This is a genomic window from Alteromonas ulvae (assembly GCF_048987005.1).
In the GTDB taxonomy this organism is placed as follows: Bacteria; Pseudomonadota; Gammaproteobacteria; order Enterobacterales; family Alteromonadaceae; genus Alteromonas.
Window position 1 is genome coordinate 206,188 of record NZ_CP185261.1, and the last position, 20,693, is coordinate 226,880.

General features: G+C 45.0%; 15 protein-coding genes. 10 read left to right on the forward strand and 5 right to left on the reverse strand.

Features of this window, described 5'->3' with window-relative positions:
• Positions 1-6 precede the first annotated feature (6 nt).
• The 4 genes from ACOJR9_RS00920 (at position 7) to ACOJR9_RS00935 (ending at position 8,107) form a co-directional block, all read left to right on the forward strand.
• Entirely contained in the window at positions 7-2,091 is a 2,085-nt protein-coding gene (locus tag ACOJR9_RS00920; RefSeq protein ID WP_420934568.1) for an alpha-xylosidase, read from the forward strand.
• A 17-nt stretch (positions 2,092-2,108) separates the two neighbouring features.
• Positions 2,109-3,833 (forward strand): solute:sodium symporter family transporter, encoded by a 1,725-nt coding sequence (locus tag ACOJR9_RS00925; RefSeq protein WP_420934569.1) that lies wholly within the window; start codon positions 2,109-2,111, stop codon positions 3,831-3,833.
• 306 nt (positions 3,834-4,139) lie between these two features.
• A complete protein-coding gene (locus ACOJR9_RS00930) occupies positions 4,140-6,521 on the forward strand; it encodes a TonB-dependent receptor (RefSeq protein WP_420934570.1) in 2,382 nt (793 codons plus the stop codon).
• A 212-nt stretch (positions 6,522-6,733) separates the two neighbouring features.
• On the forward strand, positions 6,734-8,107 hold the full coding sequence (locus tag ACOJR9_RS00935) for an alpha/beta hydrolase family protein (protein ID WP_420934571.1): 1,374 nt from the start codon (positions 6,734-6,736) through the stop codon (positions 8,105-8,107).
• Positions 8,108-8,119: 12 nt separating this feature from the next.
• On the opposite strand, the gene ACOJR9_RS00940 is transcribed toward ACOJR9_RS00935, so the two are convergent.
• On the reverse strand, positions 8,120-9,328 hold the full coding sequence (locus tag ACOJR9_RS00940) for an alanine racemase (protein WP_420934572.1): 1,209 nt from the start codon (positions 9,326-9,328) through the stop codon (positions 8,120-8,122).
• A gap of 146 nt (positions 9,329-9,474) precedes the next feature.
• Between ACOJR9_RS00940 and ACOJR9_RS00945 the strand changes: the two genes are divergently transcribed.
• A complete protein-coding gene (locus ACOJR9_RS00945) occupies positions 9,475-9,579 on the forward strand; it encodes a hypothetical protein (RefSeq protein WP_420936017.1) in 105 nt (34 codons plus the stop codon).
• A gap of 3 nt (positions 9,580-9,582) precedes the next feature.
• On the opposite strand, the gene ACOJR9_RS00950 is transcribed toward ACOJR9_RS00945, so the two are convergent.
• The 3 genes from ACOJR9_RS00950 to ACOJR9_RS00960 form a co-directional block, all read right to left on the reverse strand.
• Complete coding sequence (locus ACOJR9_RS00950) at positions 9,583-9,939, reverse strand: DUF6768 family protein (RefSeq protein WP_071978232.1); 357 nt, start codon at positions 9,937-9,939, stop codon at positions 9,583-9,585.
• A 3-nt stretch (positions 9,940-9,942) separates the two neighbouring features.
• Positions 9,943-10,467, reverse strand: coding sequence for an RNA polymerase sigma factor (locus tag ACOJR9_RS00955; RefSeq protein WP_420934573.1), 525 nt, complete (start codon positions 10,465-10,467; stop codon positions 9,943-9,945).
• Between the two features lie 268 nt (positions 10,468-10,735).
• A complete protein-coding gene (locus tag ACOJR9_RS00960; RefSeq protein ID WP_420934574.1) occupies positions 10,736-11,179 on the reverse strand; it encodes an outer membrane beta-barrel protein in 444 nt (147 codons plus the stop codon).
• A 515-nt stretch (positions 11,180-11,694) separates the two neighbouring features.
• Here ACOJR9_RS00960 and ACOJR9_RS00965 point away from each other — a divergent pair.
• Positions 11,695-14,421 (forward strand): TonB-dependent receptor plug domain-containing protein, encoded by a 2,727-nt coding sequence (locus ACOJR9_RS00965; protein ID WP_420934575.1) that lies wholly within the window; start codon positions 11,695-11,697, stop codon positions 14,419-14,421.
• Between the two features lie 180 nt (positions 14,422-14,601).
• On the opposite strand, the gene ACOJR9_RS00970 is transcribed toward ACOJR9_RS00965, so the two are convergent.
• Positions 14,602-15,822, reverse strand: coding sequence for an acyl-CoA dehydrogenase family protein (locus ACOJR9_RS00970; protein ID WP_420934576.1), 1,221 nt, complete (start codon positions 15,820-15,822; stop codon positions 14,602-14,604).
• Between the two features lie 363 nt (positions 15,823-16,185).
• Between ACOJR9_RS00970 and ACOJR9_RS00975 the strand changes: the two genes are divergently transcribed.
• The 4 genes from ACOJR9_RS00975 (at position 16,186) to ACOJR9_RS00990 (ending at position 20,664) form a co-directional block, all read left to right on the forward strand.
• Positions 16,186-17,109 carry a LysR family transcriptional regulator gene (locus ACOJR9_RS00975; protein ID WP_420934577.1) on the forward strand — a complete coding sequence of 308 codons (924 nt, stop codon included), beginning with the start codon at positions 16,186-16,188 and terminating at the stop codon, positions 17,107-17,109.
• A gap of 40 nt (positions 17,110-17,149) precedes the next feature.
• The gene (locus ACOJR9_RS00980; protein ID WP_420934578.1) at positions 17,150-17,911 is read left to right on the forward strand and encodes an MBL fold metallo-hydrolase; all 762 of its coding nucleotides are present in this window, start codon (positions 17,150-17,152) and stop codon (positions 17,909-17,911) included.
• Positions 17,912-18,187: 276 nt separating this feature from the next.
• Positions 18,188-19,576 (forward strand): YcjX family protein, encoded by a 1,389-nt coding sequence (locus ACOJR9_RS00985; protein WP_420934579.1) that lies wholly within the window; start codon positions 18,188-18,190, stop codon positions 19,574-19,576.
• Positions 19,576-20,664, forward strand: a complete 1,089-nt coding sequence (locus tag ACOJR9_RS00990; RefSeq protein ID WP_420934580.1) for a DUF697 domain-containing protein — start codon at positions 19,576-19,578, stop codon at positions 20,662-20,664. Before ACOJR9_RS00985 ends, ACOJR9_RS00990 begins: the two co-directional genes overlap by 1 nt.
• Positions 20,665-20,693 lie beyond the last annotated feature (29 nt).

Consider the following 20,693-nt stretch of genomic DNA (forward strand, 5'->3'; position numbering starts at 1 on the left):
GAGCAAATGAGTAAGGCCTTTAGTGTTAGTGAGCCAGATTGGAACCAAATAGAACCGGCGGATATTACCCAAACACCTTACCTAGAGAATAACGATATTCTTATTGTACCTACGCAGTGTGGTGAACTTAGGTTATCAATAAGCAATTTCGGGCTTCGAATTCAAAGCGCCGATGATAGCCAAGCTACATACGGAATGCTCACAAGTACGCCAGAAAAAGAGCCGCTCACGTTATCTGGTGATAATGACCAATTTACGCTAAAAGGTGGAAGCTATCGCCTAGAGCTATTCACGTCGCCGCTTCATTTTAAGCTGTTCAAAAACGACAGGCTAGTACAGCAAAGCGCCACCGATGGTCACTTTGTTCGTCAGCATCGTCTTCCCCCTTTTGCAAAAACGGACGCGGGTTGGTTAGTCAGTTTAGAGCTTGCCTATGATGAAGCCGTTTATGGTTTAGGCGAAAAATGGGCAAAGCTTGATAAACGCGGTCAGCTTATTCGCTCGTACAACCACGATGCCCTTGGTGTTAACGCAGAGAAGTCTTACAAAAACACACCTTATGCTTGGAGCCCTGAAGGGTGGAACTTATTTGTCCATACACCTTCACCGGTAACCCACGGCGTGGGCTACGCGCTATGGTCTCAACGTGCTTATGTGTGCTTAGTTGAAGACGCTCTACTCGATTTATTTCTGTATCACGAAGACACACCAGCAAAAAGCATTAACACCTATAGCCAGCTAACCGGTTTTGCGCCAACGCCGCCAACGTGGAGCTTGGGTGTCATTCTTTCAAAGGCGTATTACAAAGACGCGGAAGAGCTTTTAGCGGTAGCAAAAGAAGTGCGAGAAAAAGAAATGCCGTGCGACGTAATTACCCTTGATGGTAGGGCATGGCAAGACACCGATACCCGCTTTGCTTTCGAATGGGACCCATCTCGCTATGCCGATCCGCAACCCGTAATAGATGAGTTAAAGGCACTAGGGTTTAAAATTTGTGTGTGGGAATACCCTATGATTTCCGTGAAGAACCCGTTGTTTGAAAAGGCCGCTGATAAAGGCTGGCTTATAAAAGATAAGCGCACGGGCGAAGCCTACCGCTACGAGTGGGATCTCAGCCCATTTGGTGAAGTACTTACGCCACTGCCAGATTCCGGTATTCTCGATTTTACTCACCCCGACGCCTACGAGTTTTGGAGAGAGTCTCACAAGCCTCTCTTCGATTTAGGCATAGATATGATAAAAGCCGATTTTGGTGAGCAGCTAGAAGACGACAATATGCTTTCGCACAGCGGCGATTCGGGTAATCGTCTGCACAATGTGTATAGCATGTTGTATAACCGCTGCGTGTACGAGGCCGCCGAAAAGTACTGTAAAACAGGGCCATTTCTATTCAGCCGTTCTGCCTGGACTGGCAGTCAGCGTTATCCTTCACAATGGGGCGGCGATCCGCAAGCTGATTGGCAAGGGCTTGCAGCAAGCATTCGCGGTAGTCTGTCGTGGGGGCTATCGGGCGGGCCGTTCTTTGCCACTGATATTGGCGGTTTTTACAAAGATACCCGCGATGCCGAGCTGTACGTTCGCTGGACTCAAGCCTCGGTATTCAGCGCCCACATGCGTCTTCACGGTATAGGGCCTCGCGAACCCTGGTCGTATGGTGAAGCCGCATCGAGCGCGGTGTTTGAAGCACTAAGATTGAGATACAGACTCATTCCTTATTTACAAAAAGTAGCGCAGCAGGCCTCGAAAACTGCCTTGCCCGTTCAACGAGCAATGGTACTGGCGTTTCCTGATGAACCCCTTTCCCACGGCTTCGAGCAGCAGTTTATGTGTGGCGATGACCTACTCGTTGTGCCATGTGTGGTGCCGGGTGGAAAAATAAAATACTACCTGCCTAAGGGCGAGTGGGTGCGCTTGGGTAGCGATGAGACTGTTAGCGAAGAAGTTATTAACGGTGACAGTTATAAAGAAGAAACGCTGTCACTTAATGATATAGCTGTTTTTGTGAAAAAGGGCAGTCAAATTGAGCTTGGACCAGACGTTCAGCACACCGATATGGACATGTCGAACACCACCCTATGGCCGGCGCAATAGCGAGGAAGGAGTAGTACATGGACATCACCCTTACGCTATTGTCATGCATGGCATTTATGATTTTAGTTGCCGTCATTTCTTACATGAAGACGAAAGGTGAGGTGAATACTCAAGATGGGTATTTCCTTGCTGGGCGGGGGCTTACCGGTACCTTTATTGCCGGTTCCATGATCCTGACCAACCTCTCTGCAGAGCAGCTAATAGGACTGAACGGTTCTGCCTTTGGGTATAACCTAAGTGCCATGGCGTGGGAGGTTACTGCGGGTATCTCTACCATTATTATGGCGCTTGTGTTTCTGCCACGCTATTTGGCCGGTGCTTTTTCTACCTTACCTGAATTTCTTCGAGACCGGTTTGACGACAGCGTTCGGCGAATGACGGTTGTTCTATTCATGGTAGGCTACTCCCTCGTTACCATACCTTCCGTACTGTATTCGGGCTCCATTGCCGTGCTTCGTCTTTTTGACGTACCTGGCTTACTCAACCTAAATTATGATGCAAGTCTAGTATTAACCATTGTGGTAGTGGGCACAGTGGGTGCTTTGTATGCCATTTTCGGTGGCTTAAAAGCAGTGGCAGTGTCCGATACCATCAACGGCGTTGGCCTGTTAATTGTGGGGTTGTTAGTACCAATACTTGGTCTCGTAGCATTAGGAGATGGCAGTTTCAGCCAGGGGTTAACTACCATTGCCACAACAGAAACTGAAAAGCTCAATGCAATAGGCGGGCCTGACGATCCGGTTCCGTTTGGCACCATTTTTACTGGCATGATTTTGGCCAACCTCTTTTATTGGGGAACTAACCAATACGTTATTCAGCGCACGCTTGGCGCTAAAAACCTTGTGGAAGGACAAAAAGGCGTGCTCTTTTCAGGGTTCTTTAAAGTGCTAGTGCCATTTATGATGATGCTGCCTGGCGTTATTGCCTACCATCTGTATCAAGATGAAAGTTTGCAAACTATCGACTTGGCGTATCCACACTTGGTTAAAAACGTTTTACCGCAATATCTTTCGGGCTTTTTCTTGGCGGTGTTACTAGGTGCGGTTTTCAGCTCATTTAACTCGCTGTTAAACAGTGCGGCTACCTTATTTTGCCTCGATGTGTACAAGCCCTTTAAAAAAGGTAACGTAAGCGATGAAAAAATTATACTGGTAGCAAAGATAACCAGCTTGGTTATTGCGGTTCTGTCTTTTATTACTGCACCGCTTCTCATGTTTGCGCCTGATGGTTTGTGGCAGATTATTCGCATATTTACCGGCTTCTACAACATTCCGGTTATTACCATTGTGCTGGTAGGCCTATTCACCAAACGCGTACCTGCGCTAGCTGCCAAAGTAGCCATCATCTTCCACGTTATTGCTTATGGACTGCTGAAGTTTGTGTGGGAAGTCGATATCAATTTCATTCATATTTACGGCATTTTGTTCGTCATAGAACTTACCATTATGTTAGTGATTGGCCGTCTCCACCCTAGAGCTACACCATGGCAATTTACATTAAAGGCAGAGGTTAATATGACGCCTTGGCGCTATGCCATTCCAAGCGCCATCATTCTCATCAGCCTTATTGCCACGCTTTACCTTATGTTTTCACCAATAGGCTTTGTGGGAGGATTAAGTCAATCTTTTATACCTCTTTTGATAACCCTGTGGACGAGCTGCTTCATCGCCATTGGGCTAAGTCTTAAATGGTGGCGGGTTAGATATGCAAAAAGTTTGAAGCGTTTAACGGCCAACGTCTAGCTAATGCCTGATTCGTAGGTAGAGATGATCCCCTCATCTTTACCTACCTAAAATTTCATCAAAAACATGGCAAAAAATTAACATTCTATTTGCAAATGATTTTACAATTGTTTAACTTAAGTACTCTTATATAAGATACCAGATAAAAGATATCTTCTATGTCCGAAGGTGTCGAAAACATAAATTACATTGTGGCTTGTTCCACTTATAAAAATAAAACCTACATGCTTTGCGTCATCAATATACCTATAAAAGTTCGAGTATTGATTGCAAAAAAGGCTTGAAAACAGTCCCTTGGAGAACAACATGAAAACAAGAAGGTCTATTGTTAGTCGGGCGGTAACGCTCGCCATGACATCTGGATTACTCGTTAGTGCACATGGCTATGCGCAAGAAAATCAACAGGCCGAAGAGCCTATTGATGAAAGGTCGCTAGAGAAAATTGTAGTAACGTCGCAAAAGCGTGTGGAGAGTATCAGTGATATTCCTGTTGCAGTGTCTGTATTGCGCGAAGACCAAATTAACGCGGCCTTTGCCAATAACATTGAAGGCCTTCAAGCCCTAGTGCCTTCTGTTAGCTTTCGAAAAGGTAATACAACCCGCAACTCGGCTATAACAATTCGAGGGGTGGGCACTATTTCCTTTAGTATTGCCGCAGAGCCAAGCGTATCTACCGTAGTAGATGGTGTTGTTCTTGGTCGTTCTGGTCAAGCATTCATGGATCTTTATGACCTACAAAGAATTGAGGTTTTACGTGGCCCACAAGGTACATTGTTCGGTAAAAACGCATCGGCTGGTGTCGTTAATATTACCACCAAGCGTCCTCAGGATGAGTTTGGGGGAATGCTAGAAGCTACTATGTTCCAAGGTAATGAATATCGCTTGAGGGGCAGTATGCACGGTGCCTTGAATGAGGACGCCAGCGGCAGCATTACGGTAATGAAATCGGGTTTCGACGGTTATATTGAAAATGTTTTCAATAACGAAACGGTTAACGGTTACGATAGAGAAGGTGTTCGAGCCATGCTCGATTATCGCATTTCAGATGATACCGAAATGCTGTTTATATTTGAAAGCATGAAGTCAAACGATGACTGCTGCGCAGATTTAGAATTAACGCCAAGTGGTCGACATCAGTCTGAGGCATCGCCTGATAGCACTGGTATCGGTGACTTGGACTTAAGTCAGCGGCAAGTCGATCACGATTTCGAAACGCGTACTATTGATGAGCACACTGCATTCTCGATGCAGTTCGACACTATGATAGGCGATCACCAGTTTACTTCCATCACTGCATATCGCGATTGGTCGAACACGGAATTCCGTGAGGGGGACTTCACCTCTACTGCTGGAGACGCACCGCTGCCAGTGTTTGACGTGCCGTTTCAACTACACGATATCGGTCCTCAAGACTGGAACCAAGTATCGCAAGAATTCCGTATTGCTTCCCCTCTTGGCAACGCACTTGAATACCAAGGCGGTGTGTTCTGGTGGCAACAAAAGTCTAACCGTAGCTTTACCCGCGAAGCGAGCTGTCAAAACAACGCCGGACAATTTCCTGCAGCAATTAGTGCTTACTTAAGCGGCACCTTAGGTGTAGAGAACCCCAGCGAAGAACAAGTTAACCAGTTTATTGAAGACGAGTCGCTAAGCTGTCTATCAAACGATATTGTTAGCGCAACTGCCTTTATGGAAACTGAGTTTCTAAACTACGCCGTATTTGCAGATGGTAAATACCATTTTAACGACGACTTACGTTTACTATTTGGTTTGCGTTATACAAAAGACGAAGTGAGCTTTTCTCACAACCGTCGTAGCGATGATGAGTATGCCAGAACCGGAGTAGGTGTGAGAGGAGGGGTAACAGATTTCGACGGTGAAACCGATGAAACGGACCTGTCTGGTAAGCTAGGCGTGCAGTACGATATTAACGATAACAGCATGGCTTATTTTACCTTCTCGCAAGGTTACAAAGGCCCAGCGTTTAACGTGTTCTATAATATGGCGCAAAACGATACACTCCCCATTGGCCCAGAAACCTCTGATGCTTACGAGCTAGGGTATAAATATGCTAGCCGCGACTTCGTTTTTAATGCGGCATTGTTCCGCACAGAAATTGACGGTTTCCAAGCGAACAACCCAGAATTGTTAGATGGTGTTTTCATCACTCGTTTAACTAACGCAGGATCTATCATAACCGAAGGTGCTGAAGTTGACTTTATTTGGCAAGTAAGCGACCAATTTAGCTTGTTCGGTGGAATGGCTACCGTTGATGCGACTGTTGATGAGTTTAGATGTCCAGTAGGCTTAGATACCTGTGATGGCAGATCGGGTGCCGACTTACCATTCTCACCAGATTTGAAATACTCTCTAAGCGGTGAATACGTTTGGGAACTTAACAATATGAACGTTTACTTAAACGGTTCTTACGTCTACACGGACGAAATATTCGCAGGTGGCCCAGGTACAACGGCTGAGACAAACCCTGAAGCCTTATTGCCTGATTATGGTATTGTTAACGCAAGTCTTGCGTTCTCGTTTAACGATGATGACTTTCGTATATCGCTAATTGGTAAAAACCTGACTGATAAGAGCTTTGTTACTACCTACAGCGGCGACAACTTCCGATATCAGATCCCTCGAGATGCAGACCGATACTTTGGTATTCAAGCTCGCTTAAGATACTAATATTTTGAAAAAATATTTGCCAGCGGTAATGTGCTTACCGCTGGCTTTTGCGTTTTTAACTGTAGCTAAAGTGTATTACTTGTTATGTATTATCTGTTTCATGCCTGCGTAAACATGATTTATTAGGCATGATCTGTTACCAACAGCCTGTAACAAATAGCCTATTATAGGTAACCTATTCCACACTAATGCTTGATAACAAAGGGCATGTAATGAAAAACTTGTACTCATCTAGCTTTGCCACATTAATTACTTTCTTCTTTTTATCGCTGGGCATAGCCACAAGTGCCAACGGCGAAAACAGAATAGATACCCAACGACCCGATGCGCCTGAATTAGCAAAATATGGCCAATATAACGTGGGAGTACGCACACTCGAACTTATTAACCCTAATCAGATTGATGTTGTGAATATTGATGCAGCCCAGTTTGATTCTACCAATGTTGATTTTAGTGGCTCCGATGCGCCCACACTTCCGAAATACGACAGGCCGCTTAAGGTCGAGCTTTGGTATCCTGCAGCAGAAGATGCAACTGGCAGTAGGGTACAAACCACTTATTTACGTGACGGTAAAACTAAAATTAATCTTCATGGCAAGGCGATGCGCGACGCGAGTCCTGCGCAAAGCGACCAAGCCCATCCTTTTGTTATCATTTCTCATGGTTATCCTGGTAACCGCTATTTAATGTCCCATTTAGGTGAGAACTTGGCATCAAAAGGCTACGTGGTTGCCTCCATTGACCACACCGACTCTACCTATCGTAAGCTTGGCGCTTTTAAGTCAACACTCGTTAATCGCCCCCTCGACCAAGGCTTTGTGCTCGATGAAATTGAAAGGCTGAGTGAAACTGCAGACTTTTTCTTGCATAACATGGTCGATACGCAAAACACCGCCATTATTGGATATTCAATGGGAGGGTACGGCGCAGTAATAATGAGTGGCGCCGGAATGACCAAGCAAGCAGTAGAGTCTAACAATATGGTGCCTTCGGGTTTGTTAAGTATGTATCAACAGGGGGCGACTTCTCAGGCCAAACGGCCCGACTCGAGAATTAAAACCGTTATTGCGTTTGCTCCTTGGGGAATGAACTATAACGTTTGGGATGAACAAGGTTTAGCCGACATAGACGTACCCATGTTGTTTGTTGCAGGCTCTGTTGACGATGTTTCTGGTTATGAAAATGGCATAAGGGCGCTTTGGCAACATGCGAAGAATACCGAAAGAGCGCTTCTAACTTATGAAAATGCCAATCATAGTGCGGGTGCGCCAATGCCCGCCCCTGAAGAAAGTTTTTACTTCAATCAAGAACTCGGAATTAACGTGAGTGCTCACTATACCGACTCGGTGTGGGAAAGCGTTAGAATGAACAATATTGCTCAGCATTTCACTACAGCCTGGCTAGGCAAGTATTTGAAAAAGAACGCTGAAATGCATGATTATTTAGATCTCGTGCCGTCTTCGAATGAGGGCAAATGGGCCGAAGACCAAAATGGTGAGGAAAAGCCAGAACATACGCACTGGACCGGCTTTAAAAATCGAACGGCTAAAGGATTAAAATTTGAATGGTTAAAGCCGCAAGACTAGCCATGCGTTCACTCACCAACCCTTAACCGAATGCCATTTGTCTACGGCAACACCATTTTCAACTACGTAGTAATGGTCGTATTGCGCCGCGGTGGCGCATGCGTGATTAGGGAGAATCTCTATGGCTTTGGCCGCCGGGAAATGAGTGAAAATGCCGTCTGTGCTTTTTGTCTGGAACGCTGGCTGGCTTGTTGATTGGCCTTCCGCCGGGCTTTTGAGGCTTGCGCTTGAAACCGCAGTAATAATGCCGTGCTCTTGGTTTGCGTCGCTCATGATATAACGCGTATTTGGGCTACCTGAAAGGGCAACTAGCCCATAACCATAATCTTGCGGGTGGTCGGCAGTACCTCTATCTCTCGACATGGCCATCCAACCTGCATCGGTGATTACCCAGCCTTTGTCTTTTTGATGGCCTATTACCGTGCCTAATACCGACATGGCAATATCGTCTATGTCGCATACACCTAATCCCGCCATAACCAAGTCGAAAAAAACGTATACGCCTGCGCGTACCTCGGTTATTCCGTCTAGTTGGTCAACCGCAAATGCGGTAGGGGTAGAGCCAATAGAAACTGTATTGCAATGTATTCCCACCTCAAATAAACGCTTTACTGCGTGTAAGGTAAGGTCACGCTCTTGCGCCGCCATGTCTTGCTTTGCTTTTTCAGTAAAGCAGGCATAAGACTCACCCGCGTGGGTCATAACCCCCTCAAACTTTGCATGAGCACTATTGTTGATGTGTTTGGCAATAGAGAGAAGCGCATGTGAGTGAGGGTTTACCCCAGAGCGATGCCCGTCGGTATCTAGCTCAATAATGACTTTAAATACGCAGTCGTGCTGCGCCATTTTCTCAAAGATAAGTGACAGCATATCCTCATTATCAATGACGACAGTGAGGTCGCAACCTTGCTGAATAAGCTGCGCTACGTGAGCTATTTTGTTTGGTGTAATACCCACCGCATACAAAATATCGTTCATGCCGTGTTTAAAAAAATAGTCTGCCTCTTTTAATGTTGAAACCGTAATGCCTTTAACGTTGCCAGCATCAATGATGGCCTTAGTTACCTCAATCGACTTATGGGTTTTAACGTGAGGGCGTAGCGTGCATTGCAAATTACCAATATGCGCGGATAACCGAGCGATATTCCGCTGCATTTTGGCTTTGTCTATCAAGCAGCAGGGAGTGGGTAAATTTTCAATGTTGGTTGGAGTAAAATGCATAAGCGCCACACTGTAATTTAGATATCATATACAGTAATGCACTAGCACTCATGTTTCGAGTTTAATTCTCTAGGCGAGCTTAGAGAATTACACTAACTCCTGGAATTGATTTTGACGGTGTCGGCTATGTTTTTCTCTCACAGCAAATAACAACCGTTCCAATAGACACTCTTAAAGTCGCAGTTGGAACGCTTGTGGAATCAAGAGCTATACTTATCGACGCGATAGATTTTGCGATTACGGGTATTTAAACGCTAACCATTCGAATTCTGACGTAGCTGCATTAAACGCAGTTCTTTTGACAGAATATTTTGATTAGTCTGCATAAAGATCCACAGCTTCACTGCAATTTGAATATTAACGCTCAAAATAAAGCACACTCCCCAAAAAACCTGATTATCGCTCGACGCATTAAAAAATTCATATCCACACCAAACAAGCAAAAAGGTAAATAGAATGGCCAGTAGGTAGCCAATTTTCATTATTCCGACGAATCTAGATTCGAAACCAAGCTTGAGGTAACTTTTAAGCCCTCCGTCTATAAGCTCATCGAGTTCTTCAGATTGCTTTTGCAATTCACGTTTTATTTTTTCATCGATTTCATTTTTCATCGCTTATTTCCTCTCATTTTTTTCAATAACTGCTTTGAGTGTGGCTCTTGCCCGATGTAACCTCGACATTATAGTTCCCTCAGGGACGCCAAGTACCAGACTCACTTCTCGAACAGAAAGATCGTTTACATAGTAAAGCTCTGCGGTTTCTCTCTCGCTACTGTCTAATTGTTGAAGCAAGGGAAACAAATCGAAGTCTTTCGAACCATCGGTTTCATAAACGTGCTCATTCTGTGGGTCGGGTAACAAAATTTCTCGGTTTGACTTTCGATACCAGTCATTTAATTCCCAGATTAGCGCCTTAAACAGCCAACTTTTAAACAGTGCAACGTTGTTCAGCCTATTGATCCTTCGATAAACTTTAAGCCATACATTTTGCGCGATGTCTTCGGCTATCATCCGATTTTTAACGCGAACATATACATATTTTTTAAGGGACTGATTAAAGTGTTCATACAATTTCTGTACGGCAGAGCGTGAGCCCATCTGAGCTTCTAATACTAAAATTTCAATTTCTAAATCATCCATGACGTAAAAGTAGTTCGATAAGCTCAGTTAAAAACACGATCACCATCCTCAAAATTTGAACTAGCATACATACTCCATATCAGGTTAATGAAGTAAAGACGTATCAAGAGTCAGTTGGGTTCGTGATTTGTAAAAACTTTTTTTCAGAAGCAAATAAGCAAAAAAAGAAATAAAAAAAGCCGGGTATGGAATTTACCTACCCGGCTTTATCGTAAGCGCCTAAAACAATAACAATGTAAAAACCTACGCCGTATGGCGCTACATCAAATTAAAAATTATAACGTGCATTCAATCCAAACGTGCTTAGGTCGTCTGAAGTTTCATAGCTAACACCCGCTGTTAAGCCATATCCGTCCTCGCTTTCAGACTCACCACTACCTGATATTTCAACATCTTCGTAGCTAACAATACCAAAAAAGTCTGTAGTACCAGATAGAGCATAGCGGTAGCCTAAAACGAGTGACAATCTATCGAAATCTATTTCAGAGCCAAAGATATCGTCGTTTTGTATGGAGTAGCTACCAGTAACAAACGCGTCATCTGTTACTAGTTTTGATGCTGAAATGGCAAAGCCATCAGGCTCATAGTTGAAATCAGCATCATCAAAATCGGTCAATACATAGCTGGTTTGAACAAAATCCCAAGCAGGAGCAGCTGCTAAAGAGGCGGCAGATACTGCACTTAGTGCAGCAGCAAGAATGAGTTTTTTCATTTAATCATGCCTTAATGTGAAGTGCCTGAGGCTGGGAACCCCGAATTCGAGACCAGGACCATGCAGCGTGGGAATATACGCTTTACTAAGAATAAAGCTAATTATTTTAGATGCTTATATGTTACCTGATGTGATTTTTGACACATTTTTTAGCCCACCAGTAAACGAAATTTACCACTATTAAATGAGTTTAATTTACTGCTTATGATGAAGTGACTTAATCGATTTAATTGTTTGCTAAGTGTAAAAGCTTCGCACAATATTTAAACAGCTTGTTGTCTTTTTGTTATTTTTTGTTTCGAAAGCATTATCCTAAAGTGAAAGGGTTGATAGCGCTAAATGGTGATGATCCATTCTTAAACTTAGATATATCGAAATACTTGTACTAATAAGGCGCGTTATTGTAGCATGAAAAATGCACATGGTGAGATCTGGCTCACTGCGTCATCCCTAGTATCAAAAAACATAATAAAAATAATATTTATACAAACAACACGTCTTGAAGGAGACACACAGTGAACCAAATTAACGTCGCAAAGGGTCGTAAACTTAATCGTATAACCTCAGCGCTTTTAGCAGGGTCTATACCATTATTTGCTGCTTTTACTTTTCCTGCTTTAGCACAGGAAAAGGAAGAAGAAGCGGAAAGTTTTGAAAATATTATTGTTACCGGTACGCGAATGTCGAATCGCTCTGCGGCAGACTCGCCCGTGCCTGTTGATGTAATCAGCGGTGACGATTTCCGTCAAAACTCATCGACAGATGTGCAAGACATGCTGCGAACAGCGGTCCCATCATTCGATGTCAATACGCAGCCAATCAGTGATGCGGCCACCATTGTTCGCCCAGCCAACATGCGCGGTTTGTCTCCAGATAACGTTTTGGTTTTGGTGAATGGCAAACGTAGACACCGAGGCTCAATTATCTCGTTTTTAGGTGGTGGTATTTCTGATGGTGCACAAGGTGTTGATATTTCAGCTATTCCTTCATTAGCGCTAAAGCAGATTGAAGTGCTGCGCGATGGCGCGTCGTCTCAGTATGGTTCAGACGCTATTGCCGGTGTACTCAACTTCTTACTTCGTGACAACGACGAAGGTTTTGAACTTCGTGCTAACTATGGCTCTACCTATGAAGGTGATGGCGATACGTATACCATTTCCGCCAACGCCGGTTTCTCTTTAGGCGATAGCGGCTTTGTAAACATAACTGGTGAGATTCGCGATGTAGAAGGGACTATTCGCTCGGTAGTGCGCAACGATGTTGCCGCTATGGTTGATGCAGGTTATTTAACGCAGTCAGACTTCTCTACCATCAATGCTTATACCAACGAAGTGCCTCAGTATTGGGGGCAGCCCGACGTTGAAGACGATGTAAAAGTATTTATCAACTCTGGGTATGAGTTTAGTGACGCCGCAGAGCTTTATCTTTTTGGTAACTACGGTCAGCGGACTGTTACTGGTGGTTTCTTCTATCGTAACCCAGTAACTGAAGGTGGTCAGCGTGGTGGTGTTTACGCTGGGCCATTGGTTGACCCGCTAACAGGCATGGAAGATCCAAACGGTGTGCATTCTGTGCTAGTCGGTGACTTAGATGGCTTGGGTACTGGCGGAAGCTGTATTGCCGGTATTCCAATTGGCGGCAATGGCAACGTCTTCCCAGACCCAGATTTCCTTGCACAGGTTCAAGCTGACGATAACTGTTTCTCATTCATTGAAACGATTCCATTGGGTTTTGTCCCCCGTTTTGGTGGTGACAACGAAGATATGGCCATTACGGTTGGTTTACGAGGCGAGCTAGAAGTAGGTACTGGCTTGTATTACGACGTAAGTGCGCAGCGCGGCTCCAACAGAACGGACTTCTTTATCAACAACACCATTAACGCATCGCTTGGTCCTGATTCTCCGCGCGACTTTAACCCAGGTGGGCAAGAACAAACAGAAACCTTGTTTAATCTTAACTTTGTTTATGGCATAGACGTTGGTTTTGAATCGGATTTAAACGTGGCGTTTGGTGCTGAATACCGCGAAGAAGAGTTCGACTTGTTCGCAGGTGATGCAGCGTCATTTGCGTTAGGTCCATTATCAAATCAAGGTTTCTCATCTAGCTCAAACGGCTTTGGTGGTTTCCCTAGCGATACCAGTTCGTCGCAAGACAGTACAGCATTCTACATAGACCTAGAGGCTGATGTGACGCAATCGCTTACATTACAAGCCGCAGTTCGTCGCGAAGACTTTAGTGAGTTTGGGGATACCACCGACTTTAAGATTGCGGGTATTTTCCACGTAACGGATGATTTCCGTCTTCGTAGTGCCTATTCAACGGGTTTCCATGCACCAACAGCGGGTCAAGCGAATATTACAAACGTTACCACACAGAATATAAATGGCGTGCTTGTCGACCAAGGTACATTGCCATTGTCATCTGCAGCAGGTCAGCTAGCGGCTAACTTCATTGAAAGCCAAGGCAACGGTCGCCCAGACCTCGGGCCTGAGCAAGCTAGAAACTTCTCATTCGGTTTTTCTGCTGACATCGCAGATATCAGCTTAACCGTAGATTTCTATCACATTGAGCTTGAAGACCGCGTTGCGTTAGGTGCTAATGTAGACTTCCTCGACGCCCTTAATTTTGCCGGTGGTGGGGCTGATTACGCATCGGTATCAGAAGCATTAACCGATTTAGATGCATCAGGTGTTATCAACCGTCAAGACTTTATTGGCTTGGACGACCTATCACAGTTCAGGTTCTTCTCTAACAGTTTTGATACCACCACACGCGGTATCGATATCGTAGGTAACTATAGCTTTGAAGTGTGGGGCGGAAACTCTCGTATCACTTTGGCAGCTAATTATAACGAAACCGAAGTTGATGATGTTGGTGCGTTGAACCCTATTGGCCAAAACCGAGTTGCTGCCATTGAAGACTTACTGCCGAATATGCGCGGTAACCTTTCTTGGAATCATACCCAAGGTGACATAAGAACGTTAGTTCGAGCTAACTACTTTGGCGGCTGGGACGACACAGGTAATGGCGTTAACGGCATCGGTGCTGAAGTGCTGATTGACGTGGAAGTGGTATACACTTACAACGAGTACCTCGATTTGGTAGTGGGAGCAAACAACTTGTTCGACACTTACCCTCAGGAAAACCCCGGTGCGGGAGGCTTAGGTCAGCTTTATCCTGAGGCCAGTCCGTTTGGTTTTAACGGCGGTATGTACTACGTACAAGCTCGTTACACGTACTAAACGCTTTTCGTAAAAAGCACTTCAGTACTGACCATGTGGCTGCGCTAGCAGTCACATACAAACATGCCGCTGTCTTGTGTTCTCATGATGAGGCACCTGAAAGCGGCATTTTTCATGTAGGGATTTCTAGTGCATGCTGGCCCACATAAACACGACTTGGGCTAACACGCCTATAATCACTTACTGATACTTTTTAAGCTCTAATCTCGATACCATGCCTTTGTGAACCTCATCTGGCCCATCGGCTAAACGCAGTGCACGCGCCCCTGCGGCAAAACGCGCCAGCGGGAAATCGCTACACATACCTGCTCCGCCGTGTAACTGCAGTGCCATATCTACCACGTCTTGCAGCATGTTTGGCACTACGACTTTAATAGCTGAAATTTCAGTCATGGCATGTTTAACGCCTAAGTTATCAATTTTCCAGGCTGCATGCAGTGTGAGTAAGCGGGCTTGTTCAATGGCCATACGTGCATCAGCAACCCGTTCTAAATTACCGCCTAAACGAATAATAGGCTTACCAAACGCCACGCGTTCATGGCCTCGCTTAAGGGCAAGCTCAAGCGATTTTTCTGCCATACCAATGGCGCGCATGCAGTGGTGAATTCGGCCTGGACCTAAGCGTCCCTGTGCAATGGCAAAGCCCTTGCCTAGCCCCGTAATAACATTGGCTTTGCTTACGCGTACGTTGTCAAAGTGCATTTCACCATGACCATAAGGCGCATCAAAATCACCATAGGCATCTAGCATGCGTTTAATAGTAATTCCCTTGGTATCAAGAGGTACTATCACCATGCTATGACGGCTGTGTCTATCGTTGTCAGGGTTCGATAAGCCCATGAATATAGTAAAGGCCGCATTAGGATGGCCGAGCCCAGTAGACCACCATTTTTTACCATTGATAACCACATCATCGCCATCTTCAATAATGGTGGCTGCCATATTAGTCGCATCAGAAGAGGCGACATCGGGTTCGGTCATGCCAAACACTGAGCGGATTTCACCGGCTAATAACGGTGTTAACCATTGGGCTTTTTGCTCGTCGTTACCAAAGTGGTAAAGCACTTCCATATTGCCCGTATCGGGAGCATTACAGTTAAAAATTTCTGGCGCGAATAAAAATTTACCCATACGCTCTGCCATTGGGGCGTATTCAAGGGTGGTTAACCCTTTACCTAGTTTGTCATCAGGCAAAAACAGATTAGCTAGCCCAGCGTCGCGAGCCTTTTTCTTTAGCGCTTCAGTTTTCGGGTGCAGCTTCCAGCTTTTCCAGTTACCGTGATTATTCTCTTTGTGGTGAAAATCGTATACCTCATTCTCAATAGGCTCGATATGCTCGGCAATGAACGCATCAAGCTTTTCTAATAAGGCGTTGGTTTTGTCGTTATGTGAAAAGTCCATGGCTATCCCTTTGTAAAGCTAAAAATGAAACTACAGTGTTACCGTTTTGACGCTGTTGAAAGCCCAAGTATGCGGTTTAGTGTGCTCAAATTCTGGTGTAATAAACCAGTGCAATTGTTGATAACGCTTAGCTTAGTAGATGAATCGCTTTGAATGAAATGAAATATAATACCAGTATTATATGAATGTAATTCATAGTGTGGTTTACTGATCTGTCACATTGAATGCTTTGTTGGTGTTTTTTCGATAAAAGCTTTGTAGCAGGTAGATAAAGACCATTAAAGAAAAACAAGTAAAGGCAGGCGGGTAAAGACAAAACGGTAAAGGTGATGAACAAAAATTTAAAAGGTGTGCGTGCAGAAAATGATTGATACCAGGCAGTTTGAAAAACTCGATTTAAATTTGTTGAAGGTGTTCGAAGCGCTGTGGCAGCAGCGTAATATGTCTCGTGTAGCAGAAACACTCCATATTACCCCTTCTGCTGTTAGTCATGCTATGCGCAGGTTTAGGGAAGTATTGGGCGACCCACTGTTTGTACGGGAAAAGCAGCATATGCTGCCTACTGCAGCCTGCGAGCGACTCGCCCCCGATATCTTGCATGCCCTTACTCAAATACGAAGCGCCATAGAGCAGTTTACTCATTTCGACCCCGCCTTAAGCCATCAGCGTTTTGTTATTGCTATGCAAGAGTCCTTAGAGTTAGGCGTGTTACCTACGTTGCTGGCAAGGCTTGAGAGAGCAGCACCAAACATAGAAATAGTAAGTACTCGCTTACAGCGCGACTCTATGCAAGCAGATTTAAGTAATCGCAGTTTACACTTAGCCATTGATATTGGCCGTGCTGTGCCAAAACCCATTTCTCACAGCATGCTGCGCCGAGACAACTATCGCGTACTGATCAATCGCAACAATCCGCTGGCTAATCAATTAGACAAAAAACGCTATCTTGAGGCTAGGCATATTACGGTGTCTAATCGGGCGAAAGGGGCCTCGGTAGAAGAAATTGCGTTACAGCAGCTTGGAGTAAATAGGCCGTCACTGTGGCGCTGCCAAAACTACCGGGCTGCTGCCGACGTGGTAGTTTGTACTAACGCCATACTTACGCTGCCAGGGTCTGTTGCGGTTGCAATATCAGACGATAGGCTTATTTCTGCGCCGCTACCCTATGGCTTACCTGCACTAGAAACGCACCTGTATTGGCATAGCCAGCAAGAAAGTGAGCCGGGTCTACTGTGGTTAAAGGGGTTGATGCTACAGTTGTTCGCTGAATCTGGTCTAACCAGATAATTCTTGCTAGTATGCGGAACGTGCTGATTTAGGTTTTTTTATGAAAATTCATACATTGCCAGGTTACATACAACATATTTATCTTGCTGAAGATAGCGAAGGGCTGCTGTTATTAGACGGCTGCAGCCGCGCTGATGTAGACAAAGTGTGTTTATACATCACGAAAACGTTAGGCCGACCACTAAGCGATTTAAAGTTAATAGTAGTTACCCACATGCATCCCGATCATGCCGGTGGTGCGATGCGCATGCGCAAGCGAACCGGTGCGCAGGTGGCATCTCATCCTAAGGCTGCTGCGTGGTATAAAGGGCTGGGCGGACGTACTGCTCATATTATCGATTTGTTACTTACCTGGTGGGTTGCAGATAGAATTGGCAAAGCGAAAGAGTCTATTTGGTATAACCCCATTCTTGCACCAGACATTCTTTTGAAAGATAAACAAACGTTGCCTATTTTTGCTAATTGGCAGGTGATTTATACGCCAGGACATACCGATCACGACCTTTCAATAATGCACGTACCTAGCAAGCAAGCCTACATTGCCGATGTACTGGTTAGGGTAAAAGGGAAATTGGTGCCGCCATATCCACTTTGCCATCCAAATCAGTATAGGGAGAGCTTAAAAACATTAGCTCAGTCACCAATAGACACCTTCTTTTGTGCCCATGTGCCTCCTACGGCTAAAAGCGATATAGACTTTGAGCATGTTATCGACAATGCGCCTATAAAACCAAAGAACCACTGGCACTCAAGTAAAAATCGTATCAAGAAAAAGCTGTTTGGCTTCACCAAAGATCATTAGGGGCATCGTCATAATTGTGTCGCTGTAGTGCTAACCTGAAATGGAATGTTACTTTCGCACGGCGTTAATATGTGGCACTGCCCTTGCTTTTAACAGCGAAATAACCACTATTATAAGAACGCGCTAACGGTAGACTAGGCTGCGTGTTAAACAACGCAGGCATTGATATGGGCGCCATGTTCTTTTGGTACGGTGTGAAAGACAATGCGCATACCGGTTTACTAGCAATTTCACAGCGATATTAATAGCCGCACAAAACGGGACATAACCTTTAGTATGCAAAAAAATATTGCCGCACTGTTTGATAAAACAGTGGCAGCAGCGTCGCTGACAAGCAACACGTTAGCGGATGTGTTTAGCAAAGAAACACATAGATTTTCTATTACTGGGCTTAGTCGCAGCGGGAAGTCTATGTTGTTTACCAGCCTTGTTACTATGCTGAAAAGTAGAAGTGAAGAAGGCTATGCCTGTCTGCCATTGTTGCGTTATTTACCGCCATCTCAGGTGCTCGATATACGCATTGAGCAAATAGAAGGCTATAAGCCTTTCCCACAAGAAGAAAATTTGGCTGCTCTTGAGCGTGGGCAATGGCCTGCGGCGACAGAAGAAGCCTTCGGTTTTAAGCTTATTGTACGGTTAAAGCAAACCGCGTCGATTAAACGTCACGTACTTCCCCATACCGACATTGTGTTTGAATTTATTGACTATCCCGGTGAGTGGATAACCGACATTCCCATGCTAAGCAAAACCTATGCGCAGTGGTCAGATTCTGCATGGGCGCAGCTAAGCGGCGGGCCGCAACAGCACTTTGCGCAAGATTGGAAACAAGCAGTAAATAGCGTTGATTTTGAACAGCCGCCAACGCCCGAGCGTGTTCAGTATGTAGTGCACGCGTACAGACAATATTTGATTGAAGCCAAGCGCCAAGGAATATCATTATTACAACCGGGCAGTTTTCTACTAGATTCTAGCGACTTTGATTGGCAAAGCTTTGGGTTTACGCCACTGCCTTCTAGCATTACCAGCGATGTATCACACCCTTGGTACAAGGCGTTTGAACAGCATTTTAATGCCTTTCAAGACAAATGGCTGGCGCCTTTAAAGCAGTCCATTTTTAAAGAGACCGACAAACAAATTATCTTGGTGGATTTATTTGAAGGGCTAAATCATAGCCGTCAGCACTTATATCAGCTAAAAGAAACCCTTAGTCATTTGGCTGACACCTTTGTGTACGGACAAACTAGCTGGTTTTCACGCAATGTGCTGAAAAAAGAGAAGATAGGAAAAGTCGCTTTTGTGGCTACAAAGGCCGATCTTATTCCTGTGAGTCAGCGGGAGAATTTGCTGGGCTTACTTACTCAAATTACCGAGGGTGCACGAGCTCGGTTTATCGACAAGCCTATTGAGTTTGAGCACTTTCTAGTGTCGGCCATTCAAGTAACCGACAAAGGCAGTACGCCGCAGGCAATCCGTTACAAAAATGACGATGGTGCCTACGTTGAATCTACGTTCGAGCCTGTGCCTAGTGCGTTAAAAGAAATGGAAGAGGGGGCGCACTTCCCTGTGCCTAATGCACAGGTTCCCGCAGACTTTAAGGCCAGAATTTTAGCCGGAAAAGGGGTAGACAGGCTTCTACAATTTCTACTGGGTAAAGGAGAGCAGTAATGAAAGAGCGCAATAATGGTCCGTTTTATACCAGTGACGACTTTGACGAAGAAGCGATGCCCAAAAAAGCAGGACTAGAAACGCAACAGTGTGACGCTAATGGAAATTATGATGGGCTGAATTCGAGCAGTTCACGTTCTGCCAGCTTAGATACAGACGAAACAAAAGCATCATACAAAACGCCCTATCGTTCAAAGGTCACCACGCAAACCTTAGATATAGAACCACCTGAAACGACGTTACCCGCTCAAGTAAAAAACGATAGCTGGACACTAGAGGTTGAAAAAGAAGGTGTGTCGTTAGGTACTGCAACCCTTATATTTGGTGTGCTGTCCGTATTAGGCTTTTTTACCTTTGATGCTTACACCACCATAATGGCGAATATGAGCGAGCACCCCATTGGTACTGGCGTACTAGGGGCATTGTTGGCAGGGTTTGTTAGTACCTTTAGTTATTTAAGTTTTCGTGAATGGCGGGGCTATAAGCAGGTGAATACGGCCATGAATGATGCTGATGCTATTCGTACATTGCTACAAGAAAAAAGGGATGCAGCAAAGCAAAGTGATATCAGTATTAATGACGTTAATCGCGTACTTACCGCTCATGGACAGCGTTTTACAAAAGGCTCTTATGCGGCTCACTGTTTTGCGCGCTACAAGCAAACAATGCAAAGCGATATGACGGCAAGCGAATTGCTCGGGCTCTATGAAGATACGGTATTAACCCCAGTGCAAGCGAAGGCCCACAAGGTGCTTAACAAAGAGTCGGTGACAGCCGGTAGCTTAGCGTTTATTAGCCCAAATAACCTTATTCAAACCTTTGCGGTTATCTGGATAAGCTTTCGCACAATACGTCGCATGGCACGGGTATACGGCTTACGCCCGAGTACGGCGGGTAACTGGAAGTTATTAAAAGTGCTGGCGCAAAACATTGCCGCGCAGGGGATTTTTGATTTAGCCACCGACGAAGTCGCCAATCAAATTGGTGGCAGCCTATCGGCTAAATTTATGGAAAATTCCGCCGAAGCCATTGCCGCAGGTGCGCTAAATGCAAGACTGGGCAGGGCGCTTATCGCGTTGCTTAAATAAGGCTTTAGATAGGCTTTTAAGTGCGATTT

Bases quoted from the DNA above. Each gene is read 5' to 3' on its own strand.
- ACOJR9_RS00920 (WP_420934568.1), top strand. From the start codon at position 7: ATGAGTAAGGCCTTTAGTGTTAGTGAGCCAGATTGGAACCAAATAGAA.
- ACOJR9_RS00925 (WP_420934569.1), top strand. From the start codon at position 2,109: ATGGACATCACCCTTACGCTATTGTCATGCATGGCATTTATGATTTTA.
- ACOJR9_RS00930 (WP_420934570.1), top strand. From the start codon at position 4,140: ATGAAAACAAGAAGGTCTATTGTTAGTCGGGCGGTAACGCTCGCCATG.
- ACOJR9_RS00935 (WP_420934571.1), top strand. From the start codon at position 6,734: ATGAAAAACTTGTACTCATCTAGCTTTGCCACATTAATTACTTTCTTC.
- ACOJR9_RS00940 (WP_420934572.1), bottom strand. From the start codon at position 9,328: ATGCATTTTACTCCAACCAACATTGAAAATTTACCCACTCCCTGCTGC.
- ACOJR9_RS00950 (WP_071978232.1), bottom strand. From the start codon at position 9,939: ATGAAAAATGAAATCGATGAAAAAATAAAACGTGAATTGCAAAAGCAA.
- ACOJR9_RS00955 (WP_420934573.1), bottom strand. From the start codon at position 10,467: ATGGATGATTTAGAAATTGAAATTTTAGTATTAGAAGCTCAGATGGGC.
- ACOJR9_RS00960 (WP_420934574.1), bottom strand. From the start codon at position 11,179: ATGAAAAAACTCATTCTTGCTGCTGCACTAAGTGCAGTATCTGCCGCC.
- ACOJR9_RS00970 (WP_420934576.1), bottom strand. From the start codon at position 15,822: ATGGACTTTTCACATAACGACAAAACCAACGCCTTATTAGAAAAGCTT.
- ACOJR9_RS00975 (WP_420934577.1), top strand. From the start codon at position 16,186: ATGATTGATACCAGGCAGTTTGAAAAACTCGATTTAAATTTGTTGAAG.
- ACOJR9_RS00980 (WP_420934578.1), top strand. From the start codon at position 17,150: ATGAAAATTCATACATTGCCAGGTTACATACAACATATTTATCTTGCT.
- ACOJR9_RS00985 (WP_420934579.1), top strand. From the start codon at position 18,188: ATGCAAAAAAATATTGCCGCACTGTTTGATAAAACAGTGGCAGCAGCG.
- ACOJR9_RS00990 (WP_420934580.1), top strand. From the start codon at position 19,576: ATGAAAGAGCGCAATAATGGTCCGTTTTATACCAGTGACGACTTTGAC.